Below are 21971 nucleotides of genomic sequence, written 5' to 3' on the forward strand. Positions count from 1 at the left end.
GGACGACTAAGCTAACCGCACATTATACATTTACCCTACTGACTGACATTTTAGGCAAGTGTAATGAATATAAGTAAACATGTGTTCGACAAACAGCGGGGTTACGCGCTGGCTTTTTCATTGCTTTTTATGCTATCTGTTCAGGCTGAAAACACTTCAACTTCGGCCAAATTGCCCGATACAGGACAGTCAAAACAATATGATACCAAAGGTCATGTTTTGGTTCCGTCTAACACTAGCTTTTATACGGGGCAAGATGCCTCTGTTCAAGGCAATAGATTACGCTATAGAGACAATGGCGATGGCACAATAACCGACTTAAATACCGGCTTGATGTGGCAAAAAGCCCACCAATTTAAGCGCTATACTTTGCAAGCCGCCCAAAAGTATGTTGAAAACATGACCTTAGGAGGCTATTCAGATTGGCGCATACCCAGTATTAAAGAGTTGTACTCGATTGCCAACTTCGATGGTCAATTACTAAAACCTGGAGACAAGGGGGAAAGTCAGCCCTATATAGATACTAATGTATTTGACTATACTTATGATAAACATCTTCCTTTTGCAGGTCAGTTCTGGTCATCGACTATCTATGTGAAAAACGCCATTCAGAATTTTAGCCAACATGGTGGACTGCAGGGGGCATTTGGCTTTAATTTTTCAGATGGTCATATTAAAGCCTACGAAACCGGACGCTACATAGATGGAAGTGACATCCAAAGCAGTGACGGTATGTTTGTGCCAGGATGCTTTGTTCGAGCAGTACGAGGCTATACCCCTCTTTATCAAATGGACTATGTAGACAACGGTGACAAAACAATAACTGACACCTCCACCGGCTTGATGTGGGCCAAAAATGACAGTGGTATGCCCATGAATTGGGTTGAAGCACTGGCTTACGCCGATAACGCATCCCTTGCGGGTTATAGTGATTGGCGTTTGCCGAATTCCAAGGAACTACAAAGCTTAGTGGATTATGAGAAAGCCACCTTTCCGGCTATCAACACACAATATTTCAACACCACTCTTACTACCTTTAGCTCTACAGAAGATAGTTACTATTTTTGGAGCAGCACAACACAAGGCGACTTTAAATGGACAGCAAATTATGTGTCATTTGCCCAAGCGTGGAGTAAGAAAAATGCGAAAGCTACCCAATACTATGATTGGCATGGAGCAGGAGCCCAACGCAGTGATCCCAAAACGGGGAGTCCTAAAGATTACGAACTCGCCTCAGAAATGGCTTCAGATTACATATCAATCGAAAACTGGGTTCGTCTAGTACGTGATGTCGATAGCCCAAACCAATAAACACAAACTTTCGCTTGCAACAAGGTCGTTAATTGCGGCCGTTAAACAAGCGTTTTAATTTAGACATAATGACAAAGGATTTTTTACTCATGTTCAAACTCTCCTTACTGCCCTTGTGCACCGCTGGTTCTAGACTCTTGCTAGCCAGTGTAATGACTGCATTATTAAGCGGTTGTGGGTCCAGTTCATCAGACTCTTCGAGCTCAGATACTGATGATGCTTCAGATACGGTTGAGACCACCTATACCTATTCAGATTGCAGTAGTTTAACGCTACAAGTTGAACTTATGGCTTGTTTAGCAGAAAACTTTTTATCAACACTCACCGATTCAGAAATAGACACAGTTCTAAATGATCTAACCGAAAACAATGCGACTGAAACATGGTCTAACCTTCCCGCCCCGTCCATCGATTACAATGGTATTTTGATAGACAACCTATCCAGCGATGAGGCTAAAACAGCTGCTGAAGCTCTACTATCAGCAGCATTAAGTGCTGATGGAAATGAAACTATGGAAGGAGTGCGGATGGCAGACGAATACTTAAGTACATTCGATGGTAATGTATATGGTGAAGATAATTACGCCATTGCGCTGTTAGGTTCCCCCTCAACAACCGCCGCCTGGATGGTTGAATTCACCGGACATCACTACACGTTTTTTTCAAGCTTTAATGCTGAGCCTGTCAGTCTGACTCCCAACTTTGTTGCCATAGAACCGGTGAGTTGGACGGTAGACAATCAAACTTATGCACCTATGGCAAAACATCATGATGCCCTTGTAAATTTATTCGACAGCCTCGATTCTGGCCAATTGGTAACGGCATTATTGGAAGGTGAATACGATGATGTTTTGGTAGGTCCTCAGGACGATGGTAACTACCCAGAACAACAAGAAGGTTTAAGTGTATCAGAGCTAACAGACCAACAAAAAGACTTAGTCATCGCAGTGATTACAGCCTATGCCGCTGATGCCAACGAAACTGGGCAATTAGACGACTATATCAGTGACGAACAACTCGCTGAAACCTACGTTGCCTATGCATCCTATCCAGATATGGTTTCCCAAAGCGCTTACGCTCGAATAGACGGGCCGAGTATATGGATCGAATTTACGGTTCAAGGTGGAGTGGTATTTAGCGACAACCATTACCACAGTATCTGGCGTGATAAAGAACTAGATTATGGCGGAAACTTCGACTTGTAGTTAGCAATTTACGAACGAAAGGAAAAATGATGATACGACACTTAAGCGCACTGTTCTTATTGGTGTTCAGCACCACAAGTTATGCCCACCCAATGCACGAGTCGCAGGTAGAAGCGCAACAACAAGGTGATCAGTGGTTATTAGCTATACATTTACCACAAGATCGTTTGCAAGCGGCATTAAAAGAGGTGCCCAACAAAGATTCTATTGGGCAATATGTGACCGATAATATGACGGCCACCTCAGAGCAAGACCACAACCTATTGTGGTCAGAGAAAGTTGACAGTATTGTTCCTCCGGATGACCATGGCTACTGGCATGTGAACGTCCGTCTTTCACCCCCAGAAGGAGGGAGAAATACGGCTATAGACCTTCAATATCAAGTTATTATTGAGCGTATCGTCACACACAAAGCGCAAGTTTGGTTATTACCTGCCAAAGAACTTGGCGCAAATAGTGAACCAAAGCTGTTAGCTAAATTACGTAGGAATAATACCTCTGTAACCCTATCTGGCGTTGACACTGAGTAAACTCAAAAGATGCCAGTTGGCATCTTTTACCGTTACTTGACAGAAAATTTCTTTTTAACTAGAGCCTGAACTTGTTCCAGGCTTTGATCCAACTTCTGATTGGAAATATCATTACACATCCAAGCAATCGCCAGATCTAAGTCAGGAATGCGGCTAAAGAAGGTATGAGTGCCTAGCCAGCCACCAGAATGAAAGAATACTTGGTGGTTATTAACTTGTTTAACAAATTGGCCGTTTGCGTAAAGCACTCCGTCATCAGCTTCAAATTGACTATTCGGCGTATTCATATCAACTAACAAGCGCAGCGGATCTTTACCCACTTTAGGTGCGTTAAAATGATTATTCCAAATTAGTAAATCGTCTAAATTGGTGTGTAAACCGCCATCACCTACCCAAAACAAGTTCGTCATATCGGTAATATAAGTGCCATCCTTACGCTGCTTGTATCCATAAGCACGATTTTTCACTATCTCTACAGGATCATCACTAAAAAAGGTATTCTTCATGCCCAGTGGCAAAAAAATATGTTCGTGAGAATATTGCCGAAGAGATTTGCCAGAAACGTTTTCCACCAGCATCGACAATAAAAAATAGGCCAGATTACTGTAACGAAATTGTTGTTCTGGCTCTAGCGCTAAGGGCACAGTACGCACAACATCGAAGAATTCTTGAATAGTTAAATAATCCTCGTTTCCGAGTCGAAACGGGCTCCCAGCGGCAGACTTTAATTCTATCGATTTGGGGTTTTTCTCGCCTTCGTAAACAGAGGCGATGAGATCATAATCCCCCATACCGGAAAAATGCCCGAGCATGCCATTAATGCTAATTTTGTGACCGTAATCAGGCAACGATGGAAGATAAGTGCGAATATCCTCATTTAAATTTATTTTGCCTTCTTGAGCCAATATTAACACTGCCATGGCAGTAAATTGCTTAGAAACAGACGCCATACGGTGCACTTGCGTGCCATCTAAAGGCGTTTCGAGTTCAAGGTTACTCAACCCGTAGCCGCTTTTGTGGATAAAATTACCGTTGTGGATAATGCCTAAATTACATCCTGGCGCGCCATCTTCTATTGCGCTCTCCATGATGGAGTCTACAGCTTCATTAAACTCACTGCTCATTGATGGTTTAGACACGCATATTAGAACGGCAATCATTATCGGCTGTATAAATTTCATTGGGTCTTCCTTGAGTTATTTTATGCTAGTCAAAGATAATATAGCTTACTAATAATAGGTTATTTTCCGACCAACATTCAATTAATATCAAAATTTCACATCGGCGAATTTTAAGGTTTGGGCACTAGAAGAATAGAGTTAATAGCGAAGAATTACCCCAATAAAAAAGCCGTTTTCATCTCTGTTCATATATTTAAACAGAGAATCCCACGGCTTAGCTTTTATGGATAGACTTTGATTTCTATTGATAGACTTAAATTTTACTGATAAAAGTAAGGACCAGTCCATTTATATTTTTTGCCATTGACTTTCACACTATGCTTGGCAGTTTTAGAAGCATTATCGTTGGAGATAATGAATAGCTGCTCATTGCCCTTCACGTCAGTAATAGTTACGCCTGTATAGTCGTCGTTATCAACAACCACTTTCAACTCAGCAATACTGCTCTTTGAGTTTTGTGATAACTCTGTCACTGGTCCGTATGAACCATGGGGTTCGATGACCGAAACAAACAGGGTATCTTGGGCATTTCTGCGCAATAATAAAGAAGCATCACGACGCAAATTAAATTCAGGATCGTTTGCACCTATGCGAGTAAAGAGTAATTCATCACTGTTATCAGTCACTGTAGTTAAGGTGTAATACTTGCCATTACCCAACCATGAGAATTTTGAATTTCCGCTAACCGCATTGCCTTTACCTTCAACAAAAAGATGTTGATAACCATTGTCTTCGCCTAACGGACGCAAAACTTTTGGCGAGTCATAAGCAAAGTTCATGTCCAAAACCTGTCCCATAAAGTAATACGGGAAGTCGTATTGATTTTTGCTATCTGATTCAACGCGCATAATGTCGAGTAAAAAGGCTTTCTCGAAATTTTCGTCCTTAATCATTGCCATAGTGCGATGCATGGATGTGCCAGGATAAGCATTGCTTTCTGTGGCGCTCACTACTTGGACATTGTCTTTCTCGGCATCAAAAGTAAACAACTCTGAATGGTGTTGACTCGCTATATCATAACTACCATTAAAGTGCTTTTTCTCATTTACCGACAAAGTATTATGGGCAATCGTTGTTTTCGCCCAAGTGGTGTTCTCTTTAAGGTAATTGCCGCCGCCTTTCTGCTCTATATTAACAAATCGTGCTAAGCCATAGTCCTGTAAAACTTCATCACCTTTTTCATACAAAGAATAAGAAAGCTTATCGTAATGGCCATGACTCAAACCCTGAGCAGCATATTTGAAGACTAGAGTGAGATCTTCGTTACCATAGCGCAAAATCCCAATTCCACCTTGCTTACCATTAATACCGTCACTTAAATTAATCGATTTTTTAGCAAAAGCTTTAGCTTTGCCATCGCGCACACCAATCGCTGCAGCTAGGCCAGATTCATCAATAAGCACCTGTCCTTGTTTTTCAACGATACTCAATAACTCAGGATTTTTATCACCATAGAAATACGCCAAGTTCACCGCTGACACTAAAGAGCTGGTGTAATATGACATGCCTTTTTGGCCGTCGTTAATGGGGAAGAATTCGCCGTCGGCATCAGACAGATTAAGCAATGCATCAACGCCTTTAAATAACACGTTGTCTTTATGCTGCAGCACCTTCAGTTCTGGACGGTTATTTTCCATGGCCAGTGCCAGTATCAAGAATGGGTACATGGCATAACGTTGGTAATAAGGCCCTTCAGTATAATAACCATCTGGTGAAAAAGGTTCTTCTAAGTTGGCAAAGAAACCTTTGCGCTGCCCTTCAACTTTGATTGTTCCGCCGTCGTTATCTTTACCACCGACTTCCAAACCGTCATCTTCAATACCATAAAGTGCGCGTTGAATGAGTTCTTCATCATCCATTACCAAACCAATCATACCTACAGCTGTAACACCCCAAGTACTGTGGTTGTGGACACGATTGAAAAACTGCGGATTCTCTAATGATAAAAAGTCAGCAAAAGGGCGAAACAAGTTAGTTTCAAGTTTGTCACGCTCACTTTCACTCAAATAATCGTAAATCGCATCATAGGCTTGGCTCATATAAACCAACCAGTTACTGTCGTTTAGACACTGCCAAAATAGCTTTCCTCGGGCGTAAGAACGCTCTTGGGGATGAAGAGGTAAGTCTTTGTACATTGCTTCATACTGAAACAACATGTCACGAATATACTTAGCGTACTTCTCATCTTCTAAAACTTGATACAACACACCTGCTTTTTGCGCAGTAAAGAAATTAAGTTTATGACGTTGGTGGGTATAACCGCCAGAAAAATCCTTAGGAATGGGTGTATCAATGCCCAATGCAATTTCAACATCAACTTGTTGCTTGATTGTTGCTAGAGATTCGTCAAATAAAGGAACCTGGCCTAAATTTGCTCGGATTCTTTCCACACCAGGCTCGGTCAGAATAAGATTTGGATGTTCCTTTGCACTAAGGGCGAAAGACGAAATACTAATCCCAATGGATAGCAAAGTAACTGAGAACTTTTTGAGGTTCATTAAGCTTGGGTTCCTTTTTTAACAAAAGCCGTTTGGCAAACATTCACTAGTGACTAGAACATTAACATATTGATGACAACTTAGGGACTGTACAATAACAGAATCACTGAAGTATAAAAGCAGACCACTGATTTGTAAGCTTTCCTCACTAGAAAAATCTGAACAGCGGAATGTCATCGCCCATAACATACAAAAATGCGATTAAAAAAGCCGCTTAATAGCGGCTTTTGATATTATTTTTCTACATTTCTAATTTTGTCTTTGTCTAGAGCGGTAATGTTCACAAAAAATAACAGCAGGGTGAATGAGTGAATTAAAAATCCTTTTACAACGTAGCCTCAAGAAGTAGTTCTGGAATTATTATATACACTTCAATCAAAATTTGTAGATTAACTGCATTTATAGGGCTTTAAACTACGTTTAATCTACATTTTAAGCTTGACTATAGGAAGTAGTGGTTAAGCTCATTACCACTTTAACTTACCTGACATCTTATCAATATCAGATGTTTTAGCCAACGTTTTAAACTGATAAAACTCATAACCAAATGACTTCTCAACCAAGACATCTGTAACGAACTGATGTTCTAATTTATCATCAACTGCTTGTGGTTTTAAAGCTACTACAGCTTCTCCTTTCGCTTGTACCGATGAATATAACACCCCATCAACCTTTCCATCTATGAAAATAGAGCTAAGAACTGATGTCACTTCATATAAACGCTCACTACCAGCACGAGACAAAATATCAGCAAAGAACCGATCAGTTAAGTCAAAAGCTAAAAGCAATTTAGGGTCAAATTTTTGAACCATATACTCTCTGACCTTTTTACAGTAGTCAAAAGTATCGTTCTTTAAATAATATGGCTTTTCATTTCGCCTGACTTGATCCCATAAACCAATAAGCCGTACATTTAGATCGCTACCTGAGATTTGATGAGAGCGCACAACATTAAGGCGATCAAGCTGCTTAGCTCTAGCTTCAGACAAAACAACTCGAAGTGCAGTATCATCTTGCCTGACGGCTACAGAAGCATAAAACAGTGATTGCCCTGATAAGTTCATTCTCCCAGCTTTAGGAAACGTGTCGTTAGTCTGTTTAATATATGATAACTCATCAACATTATTAAAGTTTTTACCTTCACAAAGGCGAACTCTTAAAAGCTCCATATCCTGCAATGGGAAATCGAGTGTAATTGTAAAATACCTAACCAAACAATCTAATTTTTCTGCTATTTCATGGTTAGAAAGTTCATGTATGCCATTTATATGATCATTTAACTGCCGAGTATAAACAGACGAGTTTAGTAAGGCCGTATCACCGCATTCTCTTATTGCCTTATCATCAATAAAATTAACTAATTCACATTCTAAATTCATCTGTTCGACTTTTATTATTCAGCTACAACAAGCACAACACTATTAGAGATACTTTCTATCAGCTCTGTTTTTTCTAAGGCTTTTGGCTTGGCTGGTTCAATATAGTCAACACCATGATTTATCAACATTGGGAGTGCATAAGCTATTTTAACGGCATAATTTACATTTTGTGCTAATGTTCCTGTAGCCTTAATAGCCTCTGATTGATTTAACGATGCTGAAGCAATACCAATGACAACACCTTGATCATTTAGCATTGGACTACCTGAGTTTCCGGGCTGTATAGGAGAATCAATTTGAAAATACCGAGTATCACCTTGGATACCAGAATTGGCATTAACATACCCAAATGTCGCTTTTTGTTCGTTGCCTTGTAAGCCTATATTTGGATAACCTAAAATGGCGATTGCGGTTCCTTGCTTTGTTTTGTTTTTAAGCTCAATCGGTAAACCTTCAACAGCCTTAACTACTTTCAGTAAGGCGATATCATTGCTAGGGTCATGATCAACTAGATTAGCCGATACAGATTTACCATTTAGAATGATTGAAATGTTTGATGAACCTTCTATTACGTGACTATTGGTAAGCACATAACCATCATTAGAAATAAAGAAGCCCGTGCCTGTAGAAATACCTTTGGGCGACTCTGGCTTTGTGTTGTCAGGTTTTGTTGTCACGGTTGATGAAGTAACATTCAGAGAGTCATATCTTTGCTTCATAGCTAGTGCAAGCTGTCCTGCATTGTTTGCTCTATTTGCCAATGTCGAGGCTTGAATTGATACTTTTAAAGTTTCATCTGTATAACTCTCTGGTAAGGTAACATTTTCTTTTTGAGTACCAAACTGCCATTTCTGATGAAATACCCCATGTTTATTTTTCACTACAATATACTTGTCAGGCTTGTCAGCGTTCATATCGTAGAAGCCCCAAGTTGTATAAGCTGGCTGGTTATTTTTATCAAAGAACTCTCTGGCTCCGAAAAAACGTAAGTTGCCGAATTGTCCTGATAGTTTAGCAAATCCATCAGCGTAGTTCTTTCTTCCAATACCAGTGGATATTCCTGTGGTAAGACTTTGCTCCCCTTGAAAATAGATGAGATCAATATCTCCATTTGGCTTTAAAGTCGCGGAATTTGCTAACTGCTTGGTCATTTGATCATTTTCACGAATATAGGTACCAAACTCTACATTATTTGTTCCTTCGACCCATTTATAAAAGAGTTGATCAGTAATTCCTTTGTTATGGTAAGTGATCTCAAAACCTCTAACACTACCATTTGTAACACTAATTTTACCAAGTCCCTCGGCTTTGCCGTCTTTACAGTTTCCATCCCATTCTACTGTGCCTTGATGGGGTTGCTCAGTATAGCCTTCCATAAGCATTTCGCATTTTTCAGATTTATTTGAAGGCTGAATCCATTGCGGGTAATAATTTTCGGCTTGAAAGTCTGTAATCTGGCTCTGGTGGTTTGTAATTTCGGATTCAGAAATTTTTCGATAATTTGGTGTGGAATTACAGCCAGTTAATATAATGCTGATCCCTATAGCTAATGGTAAAATCTTTTTCATACCAGTTCCCTTTATAATCTTTTTTGTTTTATATTTTTTTTGGGATAAATATAACCAATTAAAAATATTATGTCATTGATCTCATGTACTAAGTAGTTAAATTAAACAAACCTGTTACAAAGTTTGCACTTCCAATGAATTCCCCTTCCAGACTAAATCAGCTCAAATGCTAAATTTATCTTTTCTCTGAGAAAAGTTGCTCGATTTAATGCCCTTGAACCCACCTTAATCGCCTTTTCAATTACACTTTCATCGCCCATCATCACAAGCCTTTCACTTGGGCGAGTTGATACAGTGTATAGCAATGTTTGGTCTATCATTTTTTCCGCTTCATTGGGTAACATGACAAAGCGGCTCGGTTTCGATGCGTTATTAATGGCTATTTGGAGAAGTAAATAAACCATAAAAATGATGGTTCATAGTTATCTTGGTAGCCAATATAGTATCTACGAAAGGCAATCGTTCCTATAGGATCATGAATTGGAAGGAAGTATGCCCAGACGCCGCACTGTCACGATAATGCTATTGCTGGGAGCTTCTTCCAACTACTTTAACGTGAGCGAATAAATAAGCGCACCTACACGACTAGTCAAGATGCATGAGCGGATATATTTAATTATATTGAGATGTTTTATAACGTAAAACTAAAACGGGGCTCCAATAATTTACTGTCGGCGATAAACTTTGAGAACCATTACCAACAAAGAAACAACTGAATAACAAAAACCAATTTATTTTTTTAAGTTTTGAATTTGTGCTTCAATTTGATAAACCTGATTGGAATGATACACTGCAATCTGAATCACCGATCCAATTCTTTACAAATACTGCAAGGTACAGCATAACCATTATATAAACTAAAAAAAGTTTACAGGAAATGTGACTTTCAACTATAAACTTTTCTTATCTATCTGCTACATATTAGTTTTATACTAAACTTTACAAAGAGTAGTCTCAGTTCCGCCTCAGAACGGAATATCATCATCAAAGTCAAAATCAGGCTCAGCCATAGGAGGCTTATTTCCTGGATTTTGTTGATTTGCACCTGGGTTTTGTTGCGGTGCGTTACCGTATTGCTGACCACCGCCTTGTTGGGGAGGTTTAGCATAATTTTGTTGAGGAGCTTGTGCAGGTTTTTGCGGCGCTTGATTATATTGGCCACCGCCTTGATTGGCATAGCCACCTTGCTGATTGTCAGACTGACCACCACGGCCACCGAGCATTTGCATTTGGTCAACGATAATTTCAGTGGTGTATTTGTCTTGACCACTTTGATCTTGCCATTTACGTGTTTGCAATTTGCCCTCAACATATATTTGCGAACCTTTACGCAGATATTCACCAGCAATTTCAGCTAAACGACGGTACATAGTCAGTCTATGCCACTCCGTACGTTCCTGCATCTGACCGCTTTGATCTTTCCAGCTTTCACTGGTAGCCAAGCTTAAGTTCGCTACTGCATTGCCGTTAGGCATATATCTTACTTCTGGATCTTGTCCAATATTACCCACTAAAATGACTTTGTTGACACCTTTAGTTGCCATGTGTACTCCTATTATTCGTCGCTAAATGAGTTGTCTTTACCATCTTCGTATATCTCAGGTCAGACTTTATTTAGCATCCAAGCTGATATTTCTAAATTGGTTATTGAATTCAGAAACTTACCCAAATATCTTTATTGAAAAGGTATGTTTGCTGCCAATTTAGTTAAAAAACTTGGCATCAATGATTCGATATTATCCGCGGTATTGTAACCCGATTAAACAGTTTTATCTCAATAAAATCGGAACTAAATTTAGTTTAAATTCCTTAACTTTAATATAATTGAATTTGCTCAATGAGCTAGTCTAGTTTTATCGATTTAGCCTTTTTAAAAGGTTTTCAGCCCGCTGTACTACAGGTAAATCGATCATTTTATTAGCAAAATTCGTGGCACCTGTTCCTTGTTCGTATTGCAACTGGAAAGATTGAATGAGCTCATTAGCTTGTTGTATTTGTTCCTCAGTGGGCATGAACACTTGATTCAATATCTTAACCTGCATCGGATGCACGCAAGGTGCACCGGCAAACCCAATTTTATTTGCCAACTCAGCGGCGGCTTGGAACTTAGCAGGATCACTGAAATCGGCAATGGAGGCCGGGAATCCCATAGGTGCAATATTCGCGCGCCGACAAGCCATAATGATTTGCTGACATGGACCAATGAGCGCTTCGGTGGTGGGTTCCATACCGATTGACAAAGATAAGTCTTCAGTGCCCATTGTCATTGCCATTAAACGCGGTGAACTAGCGGCAATTTCATCCAATTTAGGCATAGCTTCAACATGTTCAATTTGTGCAATAAGTCGTGTATATCCTATGGGCATTTGCTTTTCTTGTTCAATCTCACCAATTGTCTCAGCAATTAATTGAATATGGGCAGCGCTACTGACTTTAGGGATAACTATGGCACATATTTGCGGGTCGACTATCGCTTCTAAGTCTCTTACTGCAAGACGCAATCCTGCGTTTATTCTAACTAAGGTATCAGCCCCACTTTTAGCCACAACTTGAGCAGCAGCAAGAATATTAGCGCGTGTTGTAGTCTTGTGATCAATTGGAATACTATCTTCTAAATCAAGAATATAGCCATCGGCTTCACGAGTATGGGCTTTTTCAATAAATTTTTGATTATTGGCAGGTATAAATAACAACGAGCGCCAAGGAATTAATTTAGTCATCTGTGTCCTCGCCTAAGTCGGCCATTAAATTCAGCTCAAAACTGTTTCATGATTGATTTAACTATTGCCAATCCAGTTTTATTGCTGCGCAGTTTTCAATACCAGTTGCTGTGCTTGTCGAAGGTCAAATTCGGCCGTTGCTTTCACGTATACGCTGTCTTCCTCAGTCACTAAGGCAAGATCAACAACGCCTGGCATCGCCAACAACTGTTTTCTTAATGAGTCTAAATCCTGAAAACGATTAATACCGCTTAGGGTATAACGTCGATATTTATTCACTGTTTTAAGGTTATAAATGATGCCTGTCCATATAAATAAAATGGCGATTGCGAACATTAAAACTTGTGACGGGGAGAAATATTGGTTGAGGAATCCGGCTAACATCCCTCCTAAAAAAGCACCAAAAAACTGGAAGCTAGCATACATTCCCATTGCAGAGCCTTTTTTACCCGCTGGGGCAATGCTCGATACCCATGCAGGTAAATTTGCTTCTAAGTAATTAAAACCAGTGAAAAATATTACTGCAAAGCCGGCTAACGAGAACAAGGTTGATGACCAAGATAAACCAGCACAGGCAATGATGAGTAAAAATATCGACACTAACATCAGCACTTTCTGCGAGACTTTTCTATTTAAGCCCATCAAAATCGTTAAACCTACAATCGAGATTAACAATACAGGTAAATAAAGTTGCCATTGAGAGTCGATCAATAACCCCATTTGTTGCAGCATGACCGGTAACTGCATGAAAAACAGCGTAATCATCATATGCAACAGACATACGCTAATGTTTAATTTTTGAATTTGTTTATCGCCAAACAAGTTACCCAAGTCTTTCCACGTAGGCAGCGTATCGCCAGATGGCGCTGAGTTTTGTTGTGATGGAACCACAAATCCCACGATAAAAACACACAAAAATGCTAACAATGCAGTGACAAAGAATATCCCCGACAGCCCCCAAACATTGGAAATCATCGGGCCAATCATTAACGCTAGATAGAATGAAAAGCCAATAGCGATACCAATAATTGCCATCACTTTAGGTCGTTGATTTTCACGGCTTACATCCGCGGCTAACGCCATTATCGCACCAGCGATTGCGCCAGTTCCTTGCAGTATACGGCCCAACACCAGCATCCACATATTGTCTGCAAAACCAGCGATTAGGCTGCCTAAACAAAACATCAGCAGTCCAACGACTATGACAGGTTTTCGGCCAAATTTGTCTGACAACATCCCCATTGGAATTTGTAGCAACGCCTGAGTTAGTCCGTAACCACCAATGGCGATACCCACCATAAGCACCGAATAATCAGGGTACTCTTTGGCTAAGATAGCTAATACTGGCATAACCATAAATAGCCCTAACATTCTTAGGACATAGATAAAGGCAAGAGACAAGGCTGCGCGTAATTCAGTTGCGTTCAAAACAAATCACTTTGGTTTATATAGAGCTAATTGAAGTCGTCTAATATCAAGTTCGTGAATCACAAAGGTGATTGACCATTATTTTGATAAAGAAGTTAATACTAATTGGCCGCGAAGTTTATCACAGCATTAAAATACGCGATAGATCGTTGAAAAGTCGTTTTAAATAAAATATTTTGGCTTTTTTTAGCTAATTAGTCAGTTCCTAATAGAGCATGAATTGCAATTATGTAATACTGATCTTTTGGTCAGGCAACATTCTGGATCCATGGATAAAATTGAAGTTAGGGGTGCACGCACCCACAATCTGAAAAATATTAATATAACGCTTCCTCGTGACAAACTAATTGTGATTACTGGCTTGTCGGGTTCGGGGAAATCTTCATTAGCCTTCGATACTTTGTATGCAGAAGGACAACGGCGTTATGTAGAATCCCTTTCCGCCTATGCCAGACAATTTTTGTCAATGATGGAAAAACCTGATGTGGATCACATTGAAGGTTTATCACCTGCTATTTCCATCGAACAAAAGTCCACGTCTCACAACCCACGTTCTACGGTAGGAACAATTACCGAGATATATGATTACTTAAGACTGTTGTACGCCAGAGTGGGTGAACCGCGCTGTCCAACTCACCACGTTCCTTTAGCGGCGCAAACTGTCAGTCAAATGGTTGATCGTGTACTAGAGATGGAAGAAGGCACAAAGTTAATGTTGCTTGCACCTGTGGTGCAGGAGCGTAAAGGCGAACACATTAAAACCCTTGAAGGCTTAGCGGCGCAAGGTTACATACGTGCACGTATCGACGGTGAAGTCTGCGATTTGTCCGATCCACCTGAACTTGACCTGCATAAAAAGCACACGATAGAAGTGGTTGTCGACCGTTTTAAAGTGCGTGAAGATTTGGCATTGCGATTGTCAGAGTCGTTTGAAACAGCATTGCAGTTATCTGCAGGCGCGGCCAAAGTCGCGTTTATGGACGACCCAGCAAAAGACGAATTGGTGTTTTCAGCCAATTTTGCCTGTCCTCATTGTGGTTACAGCATGGCCGAACTCGAGCCTAGATTGTTTTCGTTTAACAATCCAGCTGGCGCATGTCCAACCTGTGATGGGTTAGGTAACAAGCAGTTTTTTGATCCGGGAAAAATTGTCAGCAATGAAGAATTGAGTTTGTCTGGCGGCGCAATACGCGGTTGGGACAAACGCAGTTACTACTACTTCCAAATGTTACAAGCCGTCGCTGATCACTATGGTTTTAGTTTGACGGTGCCATTTGAAGAGCTTGAAGAAAAACACAAAGAAGTGATTTTATTCGGCAGCAAAGGTACCGCAATAAAATTCAAATACATTAATGATCGTGGCGATATTATGGAGCGCAAACATCCATTTGAGGGCATTATTCCCAATATGGATCGCCGCTACAAAGAGACAGAGTCTAACGCGGTGCGAGAAGAACTGTCCAAATATCTCAGCCAACAACATTGTAATAGTTGTGGTGGCGCACGTTTACGTTTGGAAGCCAGAAACGTCTTTATTGGTCAAACTGCCCTGCCAACAATCACTGAAATGTCGATCTCTGATGCACTCTCCTTTTTTGCTGAATTAGACTTAACAGGACAGCGCGCGCAGATTGCGGAAAAGATTTTAAAAGAAATCAACGACCGGTTAAGTTTTCTAGTCAATGTGGGCTTGAATTACCTTTCCATGTCACGAAGTGCCGATACCTTATCAGGCGGTGAAGCCCAACGGATCCGCTTAGCCAGCCAAATAGGTGCAGGCTTAGTTGGCGTTATGTACGTTTTAGATGAACCATCTATTGGATTGCATCAACGAGACAACGAGCGATTATTAAAAACCCTGCGTCACTTACGAGATTTGGGCAACACGGTTATCGTCGTAGAGCATGATGAAGATGCCATAAAAGAAGCCGACTATATCGTCGATATAGGCCCAGGAGCCGGTGTCCATGGCGGTCAAATCGTTGCTGAAGGTAGTCTTAAAGACATCCTAGAAAGTGAAGACTCACTTACTGGGAAGTACCTATCTGGTAGAGAACGTATAGAAATCCCCAAAGAACGTAATAAAGTCAAAGATGACAAATGGGTGAAACTGACGGGGGCATCCGGTAATAACCTACAACAGGTAGATTTACACGTTCCTGTGGGACTAATGACCTGTGTTACTGGTGTGTCAGGATCGGGTAAATCGACCCTAGTGAATGATACATTCTACAAGTTAGCCCATCACGCGTTAAACGGCGCAACCACCGGTGAAGCCGCTCCCTACAAAGACATCACCGGTCTTGAGCAGTTAGACAAAGTGGTTGATATCGACCAGAGTCCTATCGGTCGCACACCACGCTCAAATCCGGCCACTTACGCGGGTATTTTCACGCCAATTCGTGAAATGTTTGCGGCAACCCAAGAAGCTCGCTCTCGCGGTTACAAACCCGGTCGATTCAGTTTCAACGTCAAAGGTGGACGCTGCGAGGCGTGTCAGGGAGATGGTCTGATTAAAGTGGAAATGCACTTCTTACCAGATGTGTATGTGCCATGCGATGTGTGTAAAAGTAAACGTTACAACCGTGAAACACTGGAAATTACTTACAAAGGTAAAGACATCAATCAAGTGTTAAACATGACCGTGGAAGAAGCCCGAGAATTTTTCGATGCCATCCCGGCGATTTCGCGCAAACTACAAACGCTAATGGATGTAGGTTTGTCTTATATTCGCTTAGGTCAATCGGCGACAACCCTCTCCGGTGGTGAAGCACAGCGGGTGAAACTAGCCAAAGAGTTATCTAAGCGTGATACCGGTCAAACTCTGTATATTTTAGATGAACCAACTACCGGTCTGCATTTCCACGATATAAAACAACTGTTGGAAGTATTACATAGACTCCGTGACCACGGTAATACAGTTGTGGTTATTGAGCATAATCTGGATGTAATAAAAACCGCAGATTGGATTATCGATCTTGGTCCTGAAGGTGGTTCAGGCGGGGGCAATATTATCGCTCAAGGTACACCAGAAGATGTGAGTAAGGTAAAAGGTTCGCACACTGCGCATTTCCTTAAGCCAATTTTAGACAATGCCAGACAGGCATAATTAGACACGGATTAGAGTATGTTTAGCGAACACTTTAAAGTCAGGTTTTATGAAACAGATGGTTTGGCTCACGTCAGTAACACTGTTGTTGCTGGCTGGTTTGAATGCGGCAGAGAGCCGATCTTCAAAATGTTTACACCAGATCTAGATTTGCAAAATTGGCCGTTGATTTTAGCCAGTTACAAAATCGACTTTCATTTGCAGATTTATTACGGCAAATCAGTAGAAGTGCGCACTTACGTGAGCCGAGTGGGCAATAGTTCATTCGATACTTATCAGGAAATTTGGCAACAAGATCAGAAAGTCGCCTCAGGTACTACAACCCTAGTGAGGTTCGATTTTGAAAGCAATAAATCGGTACCAATAGACGGCACAATCAAATCCCAACTTGAAGAACATTTGTATCCCCAGCAGGAAGCTTAAAAGTGACAGATTTTATTGAAGTAATTGATGATGTATTGCCGCAGAAGTTGTGTAGTGGATTCATCCAGCGTTTCGAAAACAGCAAAAATATTCAGCCAGGTCGCACTGGCGGCGGTGTTGATACTGATAAAAAGCTCAGTAAAGATGTATCGATAGTACAACACCCTGAATTTCAGCCTGAATATCAAGCGATGCTGCCATTGTTATCTCAGCAATTAATGAATTACTTTGAAAAACATTTTTTTGCACTGATCGGTCCAATTGGTTTAACGGTGCAAGATCCCAGCAGCGGCCAACCAGTAAAGTTAACCCAAGAAAATTTCGAAACAGTGGGTAAACCGAACTTACAAAACTTGGTGCAATACCTATTTCGAATTGGTGACATCAACGCACAAAAATACCAAATGAACAAAGGTGGATATCCATACTGGCACTCAGAAGTATATCCACAAGCTGGTAATAATGACGCCCTGCATCGTATCTTATTGTTTATGTTTTATCTAAATGATGTGGATGAAGGCGGCACCACGGATTTTTATTATCAAAATAAATCCGTGCAACCCAAAGCCGGTAGAATGGTGATTGCTCCTGCTTATTTTACCCATACCCATAGAGGCTCAGTGCCTGTTTCCAACGATAAATACATTCTCACCTCTTGGGTGTTATTTAATCCAGCAGAGCGCATCTACACGGCTTAAAAGTTCAAACGCTTATTTAATTTAACCGTCGTAAGGTAATACCGATTGTCCCTTCAAGGTATACCCTACTGTTGCGATCTCGCCACTCCAACCTTCTGTTGTTAAGGTGCCGACTACCCAAACCACATCTGTTAATGCCATCGCTGGCACGCCCCCTGGAATTTTCACGTAAACAATTTGATTAGGTGGTGGCGGCGGTACATGGATACAAGCACCAAAAAAAGGAACCAATAAAAACTCAGTAATATTGTCTTGATCACCTTCAAGAGGAACGACAAATCCGGGTATTTTCACTTCCATATTGTTGAATTTAGCCACCACAGGCGCAGATAGATTTTGCTGACCGGTAGTCAAAGCGTGATCAATGTCTACAGGCGGTGCGACATAATTGGCAGGCACTAAATCTTCCCAAAACACTTCTGTGGGTTCGCTATAAGCAGAGGTTGTTATAAAAAGCAGAGTAAGTAATAGAGCTCGCATAAATTTAGTTAGTCCTTAGATAGTGGGCTTAATGTTGGCTGATTCTTCAGATATCGCAGATGCAGCAGAAATGTCTGGCGCTTGATAAGGATGATTTGCCCAACAAAAAGGGTTCTTTCTTACTTCGTTTCCTGCATCAGGTGCATCTGGAATATTCAATGCCAACAGCAGTGAACACACAGCAAAACTTGCACCAATAAAGAATACTAAAGTAGGCGAAGTAAGCCAAACAATACCTAATAAAGCGGGTATAACCACAGCCGCAATGTGATTAATCGTAAAACTCACCCCTGCTGTGGATGCAATGTCCCGTGGATCAGCAATCTTTTGAAAATAAGTTTTCATGGCTATCGCCATGGCAAAAAACAGATGATCAATAACATACAAAGCAGCGGCCCATTGTGAACTTGTCACTAAGGCGTAACTCACAAAAATCACAATTAAGCCAATATACTCCACGGTTAAAGCCTTGCGCTCCCCTACTTTCGCAATCCATCGACCAATTTTACTGGCAAACAACAGGTTAAATACGTAATTGATAATAAATAGCAGGCTAATTTCACCCACGCTGTATCCAAATTTTTCAACCATCATAAATGAAGCAAAAACCATGAATATTTGTCGACGAGCACCACTAAAGAAGGTTAAACAATAATATAACCAGTAGCGTTTGCGCAGGAACATATGTTTGTGTTGTATAGAAGGTTGCTTAAACTGTGCGAAGAAAGCCCATAGAAACAGAACAATGACTAAACCTAATCCACCAGCTAGCATGTACATGGTTTGATAGCTTATACCCACGTAATCCATTAACAACCAAATACTGCCGTAAGCAAACAATGATGCGAAGCTTTTAACAGCTAATTGTTGCCCCATAAAATGCGCAGTTTTTTCTTTTCCAAGCCACTGCAACGTCAGCGATTGGTTCATGGTTTCAAAATAATGGAAGCCAACTGACATGATCACCGTGGTGCAATACAAACCTATCTCAAAGGGAAAAAAGCCTGTCATTGCGACACCGACACACATAGCTGCGAGTGAAAGCATTGCCAAAGTTTGTTCTTTAATTACTAACAATAAAAACACGGCGGTAAAGGCCAGAAACCCCGGTACTTCTCGCAAGCTTTGTAGCATGCCAATTTCGGCACCTGTAAACTGGGCTTTTTCAACCACAAAATTATTCAGAAGAGCATTCCACACCGAAAATACTAAAGGCATAACAAACGCCATCGCCAACAATAGTAATTGAGGATTATTTCGAATCGAATTGAGCTTCATGATGTTGTGCTTTAGCCATTTACGGGAATAATAAAGAATGGCAAGTTTACAGCAGTTTGCAGAAAAATGCTTTGCTCAGAAACAAGCAAAAAAAAGGGCTAACCTAAAGTTAGCCCTTTTCTAAATTTGCTTGGTACTAAGCTTTTTCTTCAGTTTGGTAGCGTTTTACGCTATCAACGATTTCAGCTTTAGCATCTTCACAATTTCCCCATCCTTCGATTTTCACCCATTTGTTAGGTTCTAAATCTTTATAATGGGCAAAGAAATGCTCAATTTGTTGCTTAGTCAATTCAGGCACCTGATCGATTTCTTTTACTTCACGATAGATGGTAGAAAGCTTATCAATTGGCACAGCCAATACTTTAGCATCTTCACCTGACTCATCAGTCATCTTCAAAACACCTACAGGTCTACACTTGATGACTGAGCCAGCCAATAAAGGAAACGGTGTCATCACCAAAACGTCAACAGGGTCGCCATCAAGAGAAAGCGTCTGTGGCACGTAACCATAGTTAGTTGGATAATGCATACAAGTTGCCATGAAGCGGTCAACAAAGATGGCGCCAGTGTCTTTATCTACTTCATATTTTACTGGGTCAGCGTGGGCTGGGATTTCGATGATGACATTTACTTCATCTGGCAAGTTTTTACCTGCTGGAACAGCATTTAAGCTCATTGATTCATACCTATAAGTTGATTTAACGTGAATATTGGCAATTATAAAGACTTCCAGTGCAAGATGAAATCGCTACCTTGGTCTTATTAAGGTTGTTTTAAAGTATTATGCGCAATTATTTAGCAAAAGTGTGTACTTTTGTGTCTTCAATAGCGATTTCATCGCCAAACGACAACTTACCTGCAAATCACCAGTGCCTAGTTCACTTTCAGATTAAAAATAAAGCAGACCGGATTCAGCTAATATCGCCCATAAAAAAGGGCGTAAGTTTTTATCCTACGCCCTGATTTGGAATTGCCTATAGAAACAAATCTATTACTTAGATTATTTTGAGTAATAGGTAATACAAGTTTCCACTTCTTCTTTAGAGCCCATAATAACTGGAACACGTTGGTGAATTTCTTCTGGCATAACTTCCAAGATTCGTCTGTCACCTGTTGTGGCAGCACCACCGGCCTGTTCAATTAGAAATGACATGGGATTTGCTTCATATAATAAACGCAATTTTCCCGGTATTTTTGGATTACGTTTATCAAATGGATAAGCAAAAAGGCCACCACGAGAAAGGATACGGTGAATATCACCAACCATTGCGCCAACCCAACGCATATTGAAGTTTTTACCTCTAGGGCCTTCATCACCAGCAATCAAGTCGTTAATATAATTTTGCATAGGTTCTTCCCAGTGACGCTGGTTAGAACTATTAATGGAAAACTCTTTAGTTTGCTCAGGTACCTCTACGTTAGCTTCTGTTAATAGGAAGCCTCCGTGGGTTTTATCCAGAGTATAAATGTGAGTACCGCGACCAGTGCTCATTGCCAACATGGTAGACGGGCCGTAAAGCACATATCCAGCAGCCACAATCTGCGTTCCAGGTTGCAAGAAAGCAGAAGGATCATCTGGGTCCATCCATTGTGGTGCATGGGTAATTGAGAAAATTGTACCTATCAAACTATTGATATCTGTATTTGATGAACCATCAAGAGGATCAAAACTGACCAAATACTTACCTTCAGGATGGCACCCTACAACGTCATCTTCTTCCTCGGAAGAAATAGCTTTTACATAACCCGACTCTTTTAAGATATCTTTTAAGATTTGGTTAGAAATAACGTCCAGTTTCTTTTGCGTTTCGCCTTGAACGTTTTCACTTAACAAAGAGCCCAACACTCCCGCTAGTGCGCCCTGACTAACCCTAAAAGAAATTTCCTTGCAACCTGCTAATAATGTGCGGATCAACAAAATTAGCTCCATTGGAGCGCCGTCTTCTTGCAATTGTGAATTGAGTCGTTTCATTCTTGTGAAAGCCTATTTTTAGATTGTATAAGGGACATGGTTTAGACAGTAATTGTTACTAATCATAGAACACATTGATAAAGTGTACCTTTATTAAACACAAAACTCAGCACAAAAAACAACAAGTTAAAATTAATATCCATTTGTTGGCATTCGAATCTCTGTTAACCTTACGAAAATTTTTTTTCAAA

At 40.6% G+C, this 21971-nt stretch carries 18 protein-coding genes and 1 pseudogene; 7 read left to right on the top strand and 12 right to left on the bottom strand.

The genetic code is table 11. The features are described from left to right. Positions 1-63: 63 nt before the first annotated feature. From ABWV72_RS08665 to ABWV72_RS08675, 3 genes are all read left to right on the top strand, one after another. Positions 64-1311, top strand: coding sequence for an Lcl C-terminal domain-containing protein (locus ABWV72_RS08665; protein ID WP_353370002.1), 1248 nt, complete (start codon positions 64-66; stop codon positions 1309-1311). Positions 1312-1400: 89 nt separating this feature from the next. Next, positions 1401-2516 carry a DUF3500 domain-containing protein gene (locus ABWV72_RS08670; RefSeq protein ID WP_353370004.1) on the top strand — a complete coding sequence of 372 codons (1116 nt, stop codon included), beginning with the start codon at positions 1401-1403 and terminating at the stop codon, positions 2514-2516. Between the two features lie 26 nt (positions 2517-2542). After that, positions 2543-3046, top strand: coding sequence for a hypothetical protein (locus tag ABWV72_RS08675; RefSeq protein ID WP_353370006.1), 504 nt, complete (start codon positions 2543-2545; stop codon positions 3044-3046). Between the two features lie 32 nt (positions 3047-3078). Here the strand turns inward: ABWV72_RS08675 and ABWV72_RS08680 are convergent, their stop codons facing one another. The 5 genes from ABWV72_RS08680 to ABWV72_RS08700 form a co-directional block, all read right to left on the bottom strand. Next, the gene (locus tag ABWV72_RS08680; RefSeq protein ID WP_353370008.1) at positions 3079-4227 is read right to left on the bottom strand and encodes a serine hydrolase domain-containing protein; all 1149 of its coding nucleotides are present in this window, start codon (positions 4225-4227) and stop codon (positions 3079-3081) included. A 260-nt stretch (positions 4228-4487) separates the two neighbouring features. Further along, a complete protein-coding gene (locus tag ABWV72_RS08685; RefSeq protein WP_353370010.1) occupies positions 4488-6725 on the bottom strand; it encodes a heparinase II/III domain-containing protein in 2238 nt (745 codons plus the stop codon). 467 nt (positions 6726-7192) lie between these two features. Then, entirely contained in the window at positions 7193-8104 is a 912-nt protein-coding gene (locus ABWV72_RS08690) for a hypothetical protein (protein ID WP_353370012.1), read from the bottom strand. A 14-nt stretch (positions 8105-8118) separates the two neighbouring features. Beyond that, the gene (locus tag ABWV72_RS08695) at positions 8119-9672 is read right to left on the bottom strand and encodes a S1C family serine protease (protein ID WP_353370014.1); all 1554 of its coding nucleotides are present in this window, start codon (positions 9670-9672) and stop codon (positions 8119-8121) included. A gap of 152 nt (positions 9673-9824) precedes the next feature. Next, positions 9825-10016 carry a hypothetical protein gene (locus ABWV72_RS08700; protein WP_353370016.1) on the bottom strand — a complete coding sequence of 64 codons (192 nt, stop codon included), beginning with the start codon at positions 10014-10016 and terminating at the stop codon, positions 9825-9827. Between ABWV72_RS08700 and ABWV72_RS21220 the strand changes: the two are divergent. Beyond that, positions 10015-10388: pseudogene (locus tag ABWV72_RS21220) on the top strand (IS3 family transposase); the annotation flags it as partial. The gene ABWV72_RS08700 and the pseudogene ABWV72_RS21220 sit on opposite strands and share 2 nt — an antisense overlap. 249 nt (positions 10389-10637) lie before the next feature. Here ABWV72_RS21220 and ssb read toward each other — a convergent pair. The 3 genes from ssb to ABWV72_RS08715 all read right to left on the bottom strand — a co-directional run bounded on the left by ssb (position 10638) and on the right by ABWV72_RS08715 (position 13820). Continuing rightward, entirely contained in the window at positions 10638-11216 is a 579-nt protein-coding gene (ssb, locus tag ABWV72_RS08705) for a single-stranded DNA-binding protein (protein WP_353370018.1), read from the bottom strand. A gap of 309 nt (positions 11217-11525) precedes the next feature. Next, positions 11526-12392: an HpcH/HpaI aldolase/citrate lyase family protein gene (locus ABWV72_RS08710; RefSeq protein ID WP_353370020.1), complete on the bottom strand. Its 867-nt coding sequence runs from the start codon at positions 12390-12392 to the stop codon at positions 11526-11528. A gap of 78 nt (positions 12393-12470) precedes the next feature. Further along, complete coding sequence (locus ABWV72_RS08715) at positions 12471-13820, bottom strand: MFS transporter (protein ID WP_353370022.1); 1350 nt, start codon at positions 13818-13820, stop codon at positions 12471-12473. A gap of 268 nt (positions 13821-14088) precedes the next feature. Here ABWV72_RS08715 and uvrA point away from each other — a divergent pair, with 268 nt between their 5' ends. From uvrA to ABWV72_RS08730, 3 genes are read left to right on the top strand one after another with little or no spacing between them, the layout of a single operon-like run. Further along, positions 14089-16929: an excinuclease ABC subunit UvrA gene (gene uvrA, locus ABWV72_RS08720; RefSeq protein WP_216050499.1), complete on the top strand. Its 2841-nt coding sequence runs from the start codon at positions 14089-14091 to the stop codon at positions 16927-16929. 18 nt (positions 16930-16947) lie between these two features. Beyond that, entirely contained in the window at positions 16948-17352 is a 405-nt protein-coding gene (locus ABWV72_RS08725) for an acyl-CoA thioesterase (protein ID WP_353370025.1), read from the top strand. 2 nt (positions 17353-17354) lie between these two features. After that, positions 17355-18050: a 2OG-Fe(II) oxygenase gene (locus ABWV72_RS08730; protein ID WP_353370027.1), complete on the top strand. Its 696-nt coding sequence runs from the start codon at positions 17355-17357 to the stop codon at positions 18048-18050. Between the two features lie 21 nt (positions 18051-18071). Here the strand turns inward: ABWV72_RS08730 and ABWV72_RS08735 are convergent, their stop codons facing one another. The 4 genes from ABWV72_RS08735 to ABWV72_RS08750 all read right to left on the bottom strand — a co-directional run bounded on the left by ABWV72_RS08735 (position 18072) and on the right by ABWV72_RS08750 (position 21780). Beyond that, positions 18072-18530 carry a DUF3299 domain-containing protein gene (locus tag ABWV72_RS08735; protein WP_353370029.1) on the bottom strand — a complete coding sequence of 153 codons (459 nt, stop codon included), beginning with the start codon at positions 18528-18530 and terminating at the stop codon, positions 18072-18074. A gap of 15 nt (positions 18531-18545) precedes the next feature. Next, positions 18546-19808 (bottom strand): MFS transporter, encoded by a 1263-nt coding sequence (locus tag ABWV72_RS08740; protein ID WP_342806567.1) that lies wholly within the window; start codon positions 19806-19808, stop codon positions 18546-18548. A gap of 136 nt (positions 19809-19944) precedes the next feature. Next, positions 19945-20484: an inorganic diphosphatase gene (ppa, locus tag ABWV72_RS08745; RefSeq protein WP_216050504.1), complete on the bottom strand. Its 540-nt coding sequence runs from the start codon at positions 20482-20484 to the stop codon at positions 19945-19947. 324 nt (positions 20485-20808) lie between these two features. Further along, complete coding sequence (locus ABWV72_RS08750) at positions 20809-21780, bottom strand: class 1 fructose-bisphosphatase (RefSeq protein WP_216050505.1); 972 nt, start codon at positions 21778-21780, stop codon at positions 20809-20811. Positions 21781-21971 lie beyond the last annotated feature (191 nt).

It is taken from the genome of Aliiglaciecola sp. NS0011-25 (genome assembly GCF_040370605.1).
Taxonomy (GTDB): domain Bacteria; phylum Pseudomonadota; class Gammaproteobacteria; order Enterobacterales; family Alteromonadaceae; genus Aliiglaciecola; species Aliiglaciecola lipolytica_A.